The following is a 13,509-nucleotide window of genomic DNA, read 5'->3' on the forward strand; positions in this document are numbered from 1 at the left end:
ATCGGGCCACTCGATCCCGGTGAGGTCAGTGGCCTCGGCTCCCCCGCTGCTGGCGGAGCGCTGCCACGCGGCGGTACAGCTCGACCGCCTCGGCGCCCCTGCCGAGCTGTTCCAGGCAGTGTGCCTCGTCGTTGCGGCTTGCCAGGGCGTCGGGATGGTCGGCGCCGAGCACCCGTTCACGGGCCTCGGCGACCCTTCGGTAGACGGCGAGGGCATCCGCCCAGCGGCCCAGCCAGCCCAGCCCGACGGCCACCTCACGGCGGCTGACGAGGGTGTCGGGATGGTCGGGACCGAGGACACGCTCCCGCATCGCGCAGACCTCCCGGGCCTCGGCCAGTGCCTCCTCCCAGCGGGCGAGCCGCCCGAGGTTCACGCCGAGGCCGTGCCGGGCGCGCAGGGTCTCGGGATCCGCGGGGCCGTGCACCCGCGTGCGGTCGTCGACCAGCGCCCGGTACAGCTCCAGGGCCTCGGCGCTGCGGCCGAGACGGCCCAGGCTGATGCCGACCTCGTAGCGTGCTGAGAGCGTGTCGGGGTGGTCCGGCCCGAGTGCCTGCGCCCGGGCGGCCGCGACCTCCCGGTACGTCTGCAGGGCCTCCGTCCAGCGGCCCAACTGACCCAACGCGTACGCGACTTCATAGCGCGTGACGAGCGTGTCCGGGTGCCCGGCCCCGAGGACGCGCTCACGTGCCGCGGCAACCTCGTACGCCATCCGGTACGAGTCCTCGAGACGGCCGAGCCGGCTCAGGTTGAACGCGAGGTTGTGCCGGCAGCGCAGTGTGTCGGGATGGTCCGGCCCCACGGTGCGCTCGCGGGACGCCAGCACCGCCGCGTACACCTGGTGCGCCTCGAAGTGGCGGCCGAGCTGGCCGAGCACGTACGCCGTCTCCTGGCGGGCGGCCAGCGTCTCCGGATGGTCCGGGCCCAGCGTCCGCTCGCGGCCGTCGGCGACGCGGGTGAACTCGCGCAGCGCGTCCGCCGTGCGCCCCGTCCTGCTGAGGGTGAAGCCGACCTCGTAGCGGCTGGCGAGCGTGTCCGGGTGGTCGGGCCCGAGCGCGTGCTCGCGCTCGGCGGCGACCGACCGGTGCACCTCGCCCGCCTCCTCCCAGCGGCCGAGCCGGCCGAGGCTCAGGACCGCATTGTGGCGGCTCGCGAGGACGGCGAGCAGCTCGGGCGGCGGAGTGGGACGCTCCGGCCGCGGCAGCTGCACGGGCACGGGTCCGCGCAGCGCCACGCCGGTGGTCCACTCGCCGGTGAGGCCCGCGGTGTAGTCGGGCGGGGTGGGGCGGAGCGCGGAGCCGCCGGTCGCCTTGTGGCCGGTGGTCATGCCGTCGGTCCACGACGGCAGCCGCCGCTCGCGCGCGGACGCCGCCTCCTGCTGCTCGGGGCCAGGCGCCTCGGGCTGCGCCCGGCCGGACACGGAGCGGGCCGCGGTGATGCGCCGGAGCAGCTCCTTGGCGTCGGCCGGGCGGCCCTCGGGCGTCTTGGCGAGCAGGTCGAGGACGATCCGGTCGAGGAACGAGGGCAGTTCGCCGCGGTGCTTGCGCGGCGGCACGGGCGGCGTGTCGCGGTGCCCGACGAGCACGGACCAGGGGTCCTCGAGGTCGAACGGAGGGACGCCGGTGGCGATTTCGTACAGCACACAGCCCAGCGAGTAGAGGTCGCTGCGGTGGTCGACATGACCGCCGCCGATCTGCTCGGGCGACATGTAGTGCGGGGTGCCCATGGCGATGCCCGTGCCGGTGAGCCGCGAGGTGAAGCCGATGTCGTGGCCGAGGCGGGCGATGCCGAAGTCGCAGATCTTCACCGTGCCGTCGGTGAGCCGCATGATGTTGGCCGGCTTCAAGTCCCGGTGGACGATGCCCCGTTCATGGGTGTACGCGAGGGCGTCGGTGACCTGCTCCGCGATGTCGACGATGTCGGGCACCGACAGCGGATGCTGCCGGTTGTCCTCCAGCAGCTGGCTGAGGTTGCGGCCCTCCAGCAGCTCCATCACCAGATACAGGACGCCCTCGTACTCGCCGAAGTCATGCACGACGGTGACCCCGCGGTGCTGCAGCGCGGCGGCGACCCGCGCCTCCCTGCGGAAGCGCTCCCGCAGCACACCGGTGAAGGACCGGTCATGCTGCTGCCCCAACGGCTTGAGGCACTTGACCGCGACACGCCGGCCGAGCGACTCGTCGCGAGCCTGCCACACCTCGCCCATGCCCCCGCGCCCGATCACATCGAGCAGCCGGTACCGGCCGTGGATCAGCCTGGTGTCCGCCATCGCGTGCTGTCGCCCCCGTCGCTTCGCCGCGGCCTCCCCGGCCCGTCCAGTGTGACTCCTCCACCCCGCAAACGGGGCGGCTTCTCGCTGTGCCGAATGGCTCCGCGACGGACCAGCCCGGCCCGAAGAACGTTGAGCGCGCCCACCGTGTCAGCGTGCGCGGCGTGGCCGCAGTTGACACAGAGGAACTTCTCCTGTGCGGGCCGGTTCTCCTTGGCGGTGTGCCCGCGTGCGGGGCAGTGCCGGGAAGTATTGCGGAGATCCACCGCAATCACCTCCCGTCCGGCGCACTCTGCCTCGGCGTTCAGTATCGCAAGGAACACCCCCCATCCGGCATCGTTGATCGACTTGTTCAGCCCAGCCTTTGCACCGGCCCCGTTTGGCAGGAAGCTGCCCGGCTTGTCGGGGTTCGGTTGAGGCTCAGATGCCTTGCTCATGTTGCGGATGTTGAGGTCCTCGTGCGCGATGAAGTCGTGTTCGCGTACCAGGTCACCAGCGGCCTTGTGCGCGTGGTCAAGCCGTTGACGACGCACCTTGCGATGCAGCCGGGTGATCCCCTCCCCCGCCTTGAGGCGACGCTTTGAACCGCGCCTGCACCGGGACAGGGCCTGCTGAGCGGCTTCGATCTCCGCGGAGACTTCCCCGCCGTGCCGCGGATCGGACACGAATCCGCCGGCCGAATCGGCAAGGAAGTCGGACAGCCCCATGTCGATGCCGACCACGGAGCCGGTTGCGGACAGCGGCACGAACTCGGTCTGCTCGACCGTGAGAATCACGTAGCAACGACGGCCCTCGCGCTTCACCGAGATCGTTTTGACCTTGCCGACCACCGGACGGTGCCGGTGGACCCTGACATGCCCGGCGCGTGGCGAACGCACCCGGGTCACCGGATCGTGCGGGGCGGAGTCCCAGCGGCAGCCGTCGCCGTCCTCGGGGAAGTCCACGGTGTCGAACCGGTTCACCGGTCGAAAGCGCGGGTACCCGGGCTTCTCCGCCGCCTTGATACGGCGGAAGAACGCGGCGAAGGCCTTGTCCAGCCGGCGCAACGTCGCCTGCTGGGACGAGAACGACCAGCGGCCCTGGCGCTGTGGATCGAACGCCCGGACCTCCTTGAGCTGAGCGGACCGCTGCCCGTATCGGACGGTGGTCTTCGAAGGGTGCCGGTAGGCATCTCGACGTTCCTGCAATGCGCCGTTGTGGAGCGAGCAGTGATCGCGCAGCATCTCGCCGAGCGCAACTGTCCGGCGCACGGTGGGCCGCATCAGGAACTTGTACGCACGAATCATTCCGCCCACCCCCTCGGTTCAGGACAACCCCGGAACATAGCATTGCCCACTTCGCCGCCGGGTGCGGTGGATCACCGCTCCAGGTCGTGAAGATCTGCACCGTTCAATCCCGACCCTGCGGCGCTCGACGTCGCAGGGTCAGGATCGGAATCCCTCCCCGGGGCATGGATTCCCCTGAAGAGGAGGGATAGCCGCCTGTCTGCGGAGTTTGTACGGTGCGGGTCTGCTGCCGGGCCCGAGTCGCGCCATTGCCTTCAAGATGTGACCTGGCGGCAGCTGCCAGCGCACCCGGGAGGGGATGGCGCGCAGTGCGTTCCCGGTGGCGAGGAGCTGGTGGGTGACCCGGTCGGGCGGCGGCGCGGGTCTGCCGTAGAGCTCATGGGCGTAAGGGGGCAGGGCGTAGTACGCGAGTGCCGCAACGCGCCGCCAGAGGAGTCCACGCGCCGGGACGAGGAGGGTGTGGACGGGCGGGCGGCGCAGAAAGTCATCGACAGTGCGGGCGTCGGCCCCGGCGGCGAGTTCGGGCCGCACGGTCTCGAAGTAGGCGGCGAGTTCGCCGATGGATGCGGGCACGCCGGCCGGGTCCAGGCCGAGGAGGCGGGCGCTGACGCGGTGCTCGTCGACATAGCGGTCGGCCTGGGCGTCGCTGAGCAGGAAGCCGGAGCGGCGTGCCACGCCCAGATACGAGTCGATCTCGGCGCAGTGGACCCACAGCAGCAGGTCGGGTCGGTCCACGCCCAGGAGCCGGTGGATCTTCCGGACGCGGGCTCCGGCCCGTTCGGCAGCGTCGGTGGTGCCGTAGGTGATGGTGCCGACGAAATTGACGGTGCGCATGAGGCGACCCCAGGCGTCCCTGCGGAAGTCACTGTTGATCATGACTCCGCGGACGGCGCGCGGGTGGAGGGCCTGGAGGTAGAGCGCGCGGACGCCGGCGACCCACATCATGGGGTCGCCGTGCAGCTGCCAGGTGACCGAGTCGGGGCCGAAGAGGCCCGGGTCCGCGTCGCCGCTCATGCTTCAACGGTAGCGCCGTACGCGGTCGACGCCGCGCCCGCGGCATGCCGGTCCAGCCGCGGCGAGGGGCGACTCATGCGATCTCGACGAGCAGGTCGCCTCCTTCCACCTGCTGAATCCGGTTGATGGCCAAGCGGGTGACCCGCCCGGCCTGCGGGGCGGTGATCGTGGCCTCCATCTTCATCGCCTCGATGGTCGCCACCGTGGCACCGGCCTCCACCTCGCCACCCTCGGCGACCGCCAGCGTCACGACGCCGGCGAACGGAGCCGCAACGTGGCCGGGGTTGGCGCGGTCGGCCTTCTCGGTCACCGGTACCTCGGAGGCCGCCGCTTTGTCGCGCACCTGGATGGGCCGCAGCTGGCCGTTCAGGGTGGACATCACGGTGCGCATGCCTCGTTCGTCGGCCTCACCGACGGCCTGCAATTCGATGAGGAGACGCACGCCGGGCTCGAGGTCGACGCCGTACTCCTTCGACTGCCGCAGCCCGTAGAAGAAGTCCTTGCTGTCCAGCACGCTGGTGTCGCCGTACGCCTGGCGGTGGGTGTCGAAGTCGCGCGTCGGGCCGGGGAACAGCAGCCGGTTGAGCGTGGCCCGCCGGTTCTTCTCGAGCTCCGCGCGGTCCTCGGCCGTCAGCTCCTGCACCGGCTTGGCCTCGGCGCGGCCCTCCAGCGCCTTGCTGCGGAACGGCTCCGGCCAGCCGCCGGGCGGGGTGCCGAGCTCGCCGCGCAGGAAGCCGATGACGGAGTCGGGGATGTCGAACCTGTCGGGAGTGGCCTCGAACTCCTCCGGCGCCACCCCGGCACCGACCAGGTGCAGGGCCAGGTCGCCGACCACCTTGGACGACGGAGTGACTTTCACCAGCCGGCCGAGGATCCGGTCGGCGGCGGCGTACATCGCCTCGATCTCCTCGAAGCGGTCCCCCAGGCCGAGGGCGACTGCCTGAGTGCGCAGGTTGGACAGCTGTCCGCCGGGGATCTCGTGGTGGTAGACGCGTCCGGTCGGTGAGGCCAGGCCGGCCTCGAACGGTGCGTAGATCCTGCGGACGCTCTCCCAGTAGGGCTCCAGGTCGCCGACGGCCTGGAGGTCCAGGCCAGTGGGGCGCTGGGAGTGGTCGGTCGCGGCCACGATCGCCGACAGCGACGGCTGCGAGGTCGTACCCGCCATGGACGCGACCGCGCCGTCCACGGCGTCCACGCCGGCCTGGATCGCGGCGAGGTAGGTCGCGAGCTGACCGCCCGCGGTGTCGTGGGTGTGCAGGTGCACCGGCAGGTCGAACTCGCGACGCAGTGCCGACACGAGCGTGGCCGCGGCCGGGGCGCGCAGCAGACCGGCCATGTCCTTGACGGCCAGGACATGGGCACCGGCGTCCACGATCTGCTCGGCCAGGCGGAGGTAGTAGTCCAGCGTGTACAGCCGCTCCGAGGGGTCGGACAGGTCGGAGGTGTAGCACAGGGCGACCTCCGCGACGGCCGTACCGGTCTTCCGTACGGCATCGATGGCGGGCCGCATCTGGCCCACGTCGTTGAGCGCGTCGAAGATCCGGAAGACGTCGATGCCGGTGGCGGCGGCCTCGTGGACGAAGGCGTCGGTGACCTGGGTCGGGTACGGCGTGTAGCCCACGGTGTTACGGCCGCGCAGCAGCATCTGGAGGCAGATATTGGGAACGGCCTCGCGAAGTGCCGCCAGGCGCTCCCAGGGGTCCTCGGCGAGGAAGCGCAGGGCGACGTCGTAGGTGGCACCGCCCCAGCACTCCAGCGACAGCAGCTGGGGCAGAGTCCGCGCCACCGTCGGGGCGATGGCCAGCAGGTCCTTGGTGCGGACCCGGGTGGCGAGCAGCGACTGGTGGGCGTCGCGGAAGGTGGTGTCGGTGACCCCGATGGTCGGCGATTCGCGCAGCCATCGGGCGAAGCCCTGCGGGCCGAGTTCGACGAGTCGCCTCCGGGAGCCCGCGGGCGGCTCGCCGGCCGGAAGCGGTGGCAGCTTGGTGACCGGGTCGATCAGCTCGGGCCGTTCGCCATGGGGCTTGTTGACCGTGACGTCGGCGAGGTAGGTGAGGAGCTTGGTGCCGCGGTCGGCGGAGTGGCGTGCGGTGAGCAGGTGGGGCCGCTGTTCGATGAACGACGTCGTGACTCGCCCGGACCGGAAGTCCGGGTCGTCCAGGACGGCCTGCAGGAACGGGATGTTCGTGGCCACGCCGCGGATGCGGAACTCGGCCACGGCCCGCCGGGCGCGGCCGATGGCTGTCTCGAAGTCCCGGCCCCGGCAGGTGAGCTTGACCAGCATCGAGTCGAAGTGGGCACTGATCTCCGTACCCGCGTGGGTGGTGCCGCCGTCCAGGCGGATGCCGGAGCCTCCCGGCGAGCGGTAGGCGCTGATCCTGCCGGTGTCCGGGCGGAAGCCGTTGGCCGGGTCCTCGGTGGTGATGCGGCACTGCAGCGCGGCGCCGCGGAGAGTGACGGTCTCCTGCGACAGCCCGAGGTCGGCCAGTGTCTCGCCGGCCGCGATGCGCAGCTGCGACTGGACCAGGTCGACGTCGGTGACCTCCTCCGTCACCGTGTGCTCGACCTGGATGCGCGGGTTCATCTCGATGAAGACATGGTTGCCCTCGCGGTCGAGCAGGAACTCCACGGTGCCCGCGTTGCGGTAGCCGATCTCGCGGGCGAACCGCACTGCATCGGCACAGATCCGGTCCCGCAGCGTCGGATCGAGGTTCGGCGCGGGTGACAGTTCGATCACCTTCTGGTGGCGGCGCTGGAGCGAGCAGTCCCGCTCGAACAGGTGGATGACGTTGCCATCCCCGTCGGCGAGGATCTGTACCTCGATGTGGCGCGGATCGACGACGGCTTTTTCCAGGAACACGGTGGGATCACCGAAAGCGGACGCCGCTTCGCGCGACGCCGCCTCGATGGACTCGCGCAGGGCGGCCGGGTCCTCGACGCGGCGCATACCGCGTCCTCCTCCACCGGCGACCGCTTTGACGAACACGGGGAAGCCGATGTCCTCGGCGGCACGGACGAGTTCGTCGACGTCGGTGGAGGGGGCGGAGGAGCCGAGTACCGGCACGCCGGCCGCGCGGGCGGCGGTCACCGCGCGGGCCTTGTTCCCGGTCAACTCGAGGGTTTCGGCGTTCGGCCCGACGAAAGTGATGCCCGCCTCCTCGCAGGCGCGGGCCAGTTCCGGGTTCTCGGACAGGAATCCGTAGCCTGGGTAGACGGCGTCCGCGCCTGCCCGGCGCGCGGCACGAACGATCTCCTGGACGGAGAGATAGGCCCGGACGGGGTGCCCCGGCTCACCGATCTCGTAGGCCTCGTCGGCCTTCAGCCGGTGCAGCGAGTTGCGGTCCTCGTACGGGAAGACGGCAACTGTGCGCGCGCCCAGTTCGTAACTGGCGCGGAACGCGCGAATCGCAATCTCGCCGCGGTTGGCGACCAGCACCTTGCGGAACATTCCGGATCCCTTCGACCTGGCGGCGATGTACCCCATGGTGTCAGCCGGCCCACGCCGTACCCGGCGGTAGCGTCAAGAGTCCAGAGGCGATCAGCCGACCCAGGCTGGGTGGCGTCGATCACGTCATACGGCCGGAGGACGGCGCGCTCTGTCTCTGGCACCCTTGGGATCCGGACGAGCGGGGCTCCGCGTATTCCCCTCACCTACTCGATCCGCGCCGAGAAGGCATGAGCCACGCGATCCAGCGCGGATCGGGGTAAGCGGGCTCTGTGCTCGGACAGACGTGTTGGCTTCGTGTGGGTCGACGTGCCGGTCCGGCCCTCGTGCTCAACGCGCCAAATCGACTGCAAACCCGCCATCCGAAACGCAACGTCTCACCAGTATCGGCCCACCCGCCAGGCTCTGACCTGGCCGGAAGGCAACCGGCTGGGCCACGATCCCACTGAATCCCGGTGCCGACCATCGACGGCATATGACAACTAGGTGGTCACAGACGGTCATCGCCGCACCCGCGGCATCCCGAGCCCGATCCAGGAGATGATCTCGCGCTGGATCTCGTTGTTGCCGCCGCCGAACGTGAAGATCACGGCGGAGCGGTAGCCGCGCTCCAGCTCACCGTGGAGGACGGCGCCGGCCGAGCCCTCCTTGAGCGGGCCCGCGGCCCCGACGACCTCCATCAGCCAGGCGTAGGCGTCACGGCGCGCCTCGGAGCCGTACACCTTGACGGCGGACGCGTCCTGCGGGGTGAGGCTGCCTTCCTGGACGGCGTTCACCATCTGCCAGTTGAGCAGCTTCATCGCGTCGAGCCTGGTGTGCGTACGGGCGAGGCGGCCGCGGACCCAGCCCAGGTCGATGACGCGACGGCCGTCGGCGAGCTTGGTCTCGGACGCCCAGCGCTGGACGTCGTGGAGGGCGCGGATGGCCATGGTCCCGTGGGCGGCGAGGGTGACGCGCTCGTGGTTGAGCTGGTTGGTGATCAGCCGCCAGCCCTTGTTCTCCTCCCCGACGCGGCGGGAGACGGGCACGCGGATGTTCTCGTAGTAGCTGGCGGTCGTGTCGTGGGACGCGAGGGTGTTGATCACGGTGCAGGAGTAGCCCGGGTCGGAGGTCGGCACGAGGAGCATGGTGATGCCCTTGTGCGGCGGGGCTTCCGGGTCGGTGCGGACGGCGAGCCACACCCAGTCGGCGGTGTCCCCGTTGGTTGTCCAGATCTTCTGGCCGTTGACGACGTACTCGTCCCCGTCGCGCACGGCCCGCGTCCTGAGCGCGGCGAGGTCGGTGCCGGCGTCGGGCTCGCTGTAGCCGATGGCGAAGTCGATCTCGCCGGAGAGGATCTTCGGCAGGAAGTATGCCTTCTGCTCATCGGTGCCGTACTGCATGATCGTCGGCCCGACGGTGTTGAGCGCCATCAACGGCAGTGGCACGCCCGACTGGGCGGCCTCGTCGAAGAAGATGAACTGCTCCATGGGGGTCAGCCCGCGGCCGCCGTACTCCTCCGGCCAGCCGACGCCGAGCCAGCCGTCAGTGCCCAGCCGGCGGATCGTCTCACGGTAGAAGCGCTTCTGGGCGGCGGGGTCGGCGTAGCGGGCGTAGGCGTTGTCCGGCACGAGACCGTCGAAGTACGCACGCAGCTCGGCGCGCAACTGCTGCTGCTCAGGCGTGTATTCGAGGTGCACGGCCCCTCCAGGCTCTCGGGTCTCGCGGTCTCGCGCATGCTCGCTTCGGGTGCTGCGGTCGCTTCGGTCGCGGCGTTCGTCGCGGTCCCGCGTTCGTTGCGGTCGTTGCGGTCGCTGCGGTCACTGCCGCGCGGACACAGTAGAACGTGTTGCAGTAATTCGGAAGGGTGCGGGCCCAGGCCGTGAGCGGCCGCTCGGCGTCGCGGACGGCGTGTCGGAGCGCGTCGGCAGCCTGTGGGGGCCGTGTCGGTGGCGTGCAGGTGGCATGTCGGCAAGGGCCGGCAGGGTCGAGGCTCCCCTGTCCCTCGCCTTGTGGAGGACCCATGGATCACGCCCTTCCGCTCCGCTTCATCCAGGTCACCGGCGTCCGCCGGCTCACCCCGCGCATGGCGCGGATCACCTTCGGCGGACCGGATCTCGCCGGGTTCACCCTGGACGCGCCCGACCAGCAGGTGAAGCTGTACTTCCGTTGTGCGTACCCGTGAGGGCTGACGCCGGTGCGTGCGCGCTCCCGGTCAGACCAGGGCAGCGGCCTCCTCGATCGTGAGGCCGTCGCCCTCCGCGTACGCTCGCGCGTAGTCGGCCGGGGCGAGTGCCGCGCGCACCTCCGTCTCCGCGCGGCGCCGAAGCGCCCCCTCCGCGGCGGGCCGGAGCGGGCGGAAGCCCGAGAAGCCCCCGCCCGGCGCGGCGGCGCGGTGGGCATCGTAGGCGCCGAGGAGCCGTGCGGCGTCCTCGGCGTGTCCGAGGTGGGCGCCGGCCCAGGCGGCGACGGGGAACTGGGCGACGATCATCTCGGGCGCCACCAGGTACGCCAGGCTCGCCAGCTCGCGGACCGCGTCGCGGATGTGGTCCCGTGCGGGCCCGTACGCGCCCTCGAGGCAGTCCAGCCAGGCGTGCATCCCGGCCACCGTCCCGGTGAACAGCGGGGGCGTACCCACGGGGAACTCCTCGGCGGTGAGCCGCAGTTGCTCACGAGCGGCGTCCGTGCGCCCGGTGCCGCCGTAGTGCCGCGCCAGCATCAGACCGGCCGTGCTGACCGCCTTTCCGGCGTGGGCCCGCGACTCCTCCACCGCCTCCCGCAGCATCTCCTCGGCGGCCTCGTCACCGGCTTCCAGCCGTACGGACGCGAGGCGGGCCCTGAACATCGGCACCTGGGCGTGCGCGCCGAGCCGGGCGGACGTCTCCATGGCCCGTTGGAAGTCCCGCGCGGCCTTCTCGGACGCGCCGCGGCTCTCGTGCGCCTCACCGCGTGCGGCCAGCGACTCCGCGACACCCCACAGATCACCGGCGCGCTCGAACACGGCGAGGGCCTCGTCGGCGTCGCCGGGGCCGTCGTCGAGGAGCTTCGCCCGCATGAGGAGGGCGAGGCCCAGATCCCAGCCGTCGTATCCGTGCACGCGACAGGCGTGCACCAGGGCGTCGACGCTCTCGCGGAGCCCGGTGAACTCGCCCGTCATCAGCCGCACGAAGTACCACATTGACCCGGGCTGACGGCAGTTCTGCGGCAGGCCGGGGCCGTATGCGGCGACGATCCCGGGCAGGTCCGGTCCCTCGTCTCCCGCCGCGATCATGAGCAGCCGTACGCCTCTGCGCGCTTCCCACAGCTGCTCCTCGCCCCAGGGCGGCGGCGTGTCCGTGCACCGCTCGGGCAGCGGCACGGCGTGTCGCGCCGGGGCCGCGAACGGGTCGGGCCCGAGCGCGGCGACGGTGGCGGCCCAGTGGCGCGCGTCCGCCTGATGATTGCGCAGCTGCCAGAACCAGCTCATCGACAGCGTGAGGCAGAGGGCGTCCTGCTCGTCGCGGCGCACGGTCGCCGTGCGCAGGGCGGCCCGCACGTTGTCGTGCTCGGTCTCGAAGCGCTCCAGCCACTCCGCCTGGTCCGGGCCCCGCAGCTGGGCTTCGCCGGTCCGTGCGAGTTCCCGGTACGCGACGAGGTGGCGGCGTTCGACGGCGTCGCGCTCACCGGACTCGTCGAGGCGGCGGGCCGCGTACGCGGCGATGGTGTCGAGGAGCCGGTACCGCATCCGTCCGGCCGTTCCGTCGGGCCGGGCGACGACGAGTGACTTGTCGACGAGGGAGGCGAGTACGTCCGCGTCCCCGCACACCGCATCGGCCTGCTCGGGGGCGCAGCCGCCGGAGAAAACGGAGAGGCGGCGCAGCGCGGTGCGTTCGGGCGCGTCGAGCAGGTCCCAGGACCAGTCGACGACGGCCCGCAGGGTCTGCTGCCTGGGCAGCGCGGTCCTGCTGGTCCTGCCGCCGGTGCTGAGCAGCCGGAAGCGGTCGTCCAGGCGGTCGGCGATCTGGCGCGGCGAGAGGGCCCGCAGGCGGGCGGCGGCGAGCTCGATGGCGAGCGGCAGCCCGTCGAGGCGGCGGCAGATCTCGTCGCAGGCCTCCGGGTCCTCGTCCGTGCGGAAGCCGGTGCGGGCCGCCGCGCCGCGCTCGGCGAGCAGGCGCAGGGCTCCGTCCCGGGGCAGCGGTTCCACGGCCCGTACGGTCTCCCCCGGCACGCCCAGGGGTTCGCGGCTCGTGGCCAGCACGGACACGCCGGGGCAGCCGGTGAGCACGGCCTCCACGAGTTCGGCGGCGGCACCGACGACGTGTTCGCAGTTGTCGAGGACGAGCAGCATCCGCCGTGCCCCGCACACCTCCACGAGCTGGGCGAACGGCTCCGGCGCCGGGCCCTGCGGCTGGGCCGCCCCACGTACGTGGGGCTCGCGCGCCCCGAGCACCGTCAGTACGGCCTCGGCCACGCTCGCACCGTCCCGTACGGCGGCGAGCTCGACCACCCATGTGCCGTCGGCGGCGCCGGGTGCCGCGTCGGCCGTCTCCAGTGCCAGCCGCGTCTTCCCGACCCCGCCGGTCCCGACGAGCGTCACGAGGCGGCAGGTGGCCAACTGGTCGCGGAGCGCGCCGAGTTCCCGGTCGCGGCCCACGAAGGAGGTGAGGCGGCTGCGCAGGTTGCCGTGGCGGGGAAACGTCGTGTGCGCCGCGGTGGAGACGGCCGGACGGAGCAAGTCCTGGTACAGCGCGCGCAGTTCCGGGCCCGGATCCGTGCCCAGGTGCTCGGCCAGGGCGGCGCGGATCTGCTCGTAGGCCTGGAGGGCCTCGGCGGGGCGGCCGGCGGCGCGGAGAGCTCGGACGTGCAGGGCGTGGACGGCTTCGTCGAGCGGGTGCGCGGTGGTGAGTTCGGCGAGGCCCGCGAGGGCGGCCTCCGAGTGGCCGAGGGCGACGTCGGCGGCCAGGCGCGCTCTGCGCGCCTCGGCGTGGCGGCGTTGGGCACGGACGGCCACGGGGTCGCCGTCACGGATCGGGAGATCCGCGAGGGCGGGGCCGCGCCACAGGGCCAGGGCCTCGTCGAGGAGGGAGGCGGCACGCGCGGGGTCGTCCGCGCGCAGCGCCTGTGTGCCCTGCTCGGTCAGCCGCTCGAAGCCGTACAGGTCGATCGTGTCCGGCTCGGCCGTGAGCCGGTAGCCGCCGGGTACCGAGGTGATCGCGTCGCGGCCCAGCGTGCGCCGCAGCCGGCCGATCAGGGCCTGGAGCGCGGCGGCGGCGTCCGCAGGCTGCTCGTCGTCGGCCCACACCTCGTCGACGAGTTCACCGGCCCGCAGCGGCCGCCCGCCGACGGCCGCCAGTGCGGTCAGCAGCGCGCGCAGCCGGGCGCCGCTGAGCGGCACCTCGCTCCCGTCGGGGCGGAGCACCTGCGTGGCGCCGAGGATGCGGTAGCGGTAGGTCACCCGGCCATTCTCCCGCCGGTCCCGAATCGCTGCGGTGCCGGACGCTGCGGTGCCGGACGCTGCGGTGCCGGGAGACATGCCGATG

7 protein-coding genes are annotated in these 13,509 nt (G+C 71.9%); 1 reads left to right on the forward strand and 6 read right to left on the reverse strand.

The genetic code is table 11. The features are described 5' to 3' along the window. Positions 1-25: 25 nt before the first annotated feature. From ABT078_RS06650 to ABT078_RS06670, 5 genes are all read right to left on the reverse strand, one after another. Positions 26-2,266, reverse strand: a complete 2,241-nt coding sequence (locus tag ABT078_RS06650) for a serine/threonine-protein kinase (RefSeq protein ID WP_351224524.1) — start codon at positions 2,264-2,266, stop codon at positions 26-28. Further along, positions 2,248-3,552, reverse strand: coding sequence for an RNA-guided endonuclease InsQ/TnpB family protein (locus ABT078_RS06655; RefSeq protein ID WP_351224526.1), 1,305 nt, complete (start codon positions 3,550-3,552; stop codon positions 2,248-2,250). The genes ABT078_RS06650 and ABT078_RS06655 overlap by 19 nt, the downstream gene beginning before the upstream one ends. A 138-nt stretch (positions 3,553-3,690) precedes the next feature. Continuing rightward, positions 3,691-4,566: an oxygenase MpaB family protein gene (locus tag ABT078_RS06660; RefSeq protein ID WP_351224528.1), complete on the reverse strand. Its 876-nt coding sequence runs from the start codon at positions 4,564-4,566 to the stop codon at positions 3,691-3,693. Between the two features lie 73 nt (positions 4,567-4,639). Beyond that, positions 4,640-8,014 (reverse strand): pyruvate carboxylase, encoded by a 3,375-nt coding sequence (locus tag ABT078_RS06665; protein ID WP_351224530.1) that lies wholly within the window; start codon positions 8,012-8,014, stop codon positions 4,640-4,642. A gap of 497 nt (positions 8,015-8,511) precedes the next feature. Further along, entirely contained in the window at positions 8,512-9,690 is a 1,179-nt protein-coding gene (locus tag ABT078_RS06670) for an acyl-CoA dehydrogenase family protein (protein WP_351224532.1), read from the reverse strand. Positions 9,691-10,013: 323 nt separating this feature from the next. Between ABT078_RS06670 and ABT078_RS06675 the strand changes: the two genes are divergently transcribed. Further along, entirely contained in the window at positions 10,014-10,175 is a 162-nt protein-coding gene (locus tag ABT078_RS06675; protein ID WP_351224534.1) for a siderophore-interacting protein, read from the forward strand. A gap of 30 nt (positions 10,176-10,205) precedes the next feature. Here ABT078_RS06675 and ABT078_RS06680 read toward each other — a convergent pair whose 3' ends face one another. Next, a complete protein-coding gene (locus ABT078_RS06680) occupies positions 10,206-13,424 on the reverse strand; it encodes an ATP-binding protein (RefSeq protein WP_351224536.1) in 3,219 nt (1,072 codons plus the stop codon). Positions 13,425-13,509: the final 85 nt, after the last annotated feature.

The organism is Streptomyces sp. NPDC002133 (genome assembly GCF_040296405.1).
In the GTDB taxonomy this organism is placed as follows: domain Bacteria; phylum Actinomycetota; class Actinomycetes; order Streptomycetales; family Streptomycetaceae; genus Streptomyces.

Excerpts from the sequence above, each read along its gene's own strand:
- ABT078_RS06650 (WP_351224524.1), bottom strand. The coding sequence starts at position 2,266 with ATGGCGGACACCAGGCTGATCCACGGCCGGTACCGGCTGCTCGATGTG.
- ABT078_RS06655 (WP_351224526.1), bottom strand. The coding sequence starts at position 3,552 with ATGATTCGTGCGTACAAGTTCCTGATGCGGCCCACCGTGCGCCGGACA.
- ABT078_RS06660 (WP_351224528.1), bottom strand. The coding sequence starts at position 4,566 with ATGAGCGGCGACGCGGACCCGGGCCTCTTCGGCCCCGACTCGGTCACC.
- ABT078_RS06665 (WP_351224530.1), bottom strand. The coding sequence starts at position 8,014 with ATGTTCCGCAAGGTGCTGGTCGCCAACCGCGGCGAGATTGCGATTCGC.
- ABT078_RS06675 (WP_351224534.1), top strand. The coding sequence starts at position 10,014 with ATGGATCACGCCCTTCCGCTCCGCTTCATCCAGGTCACCGGCGTCCGC.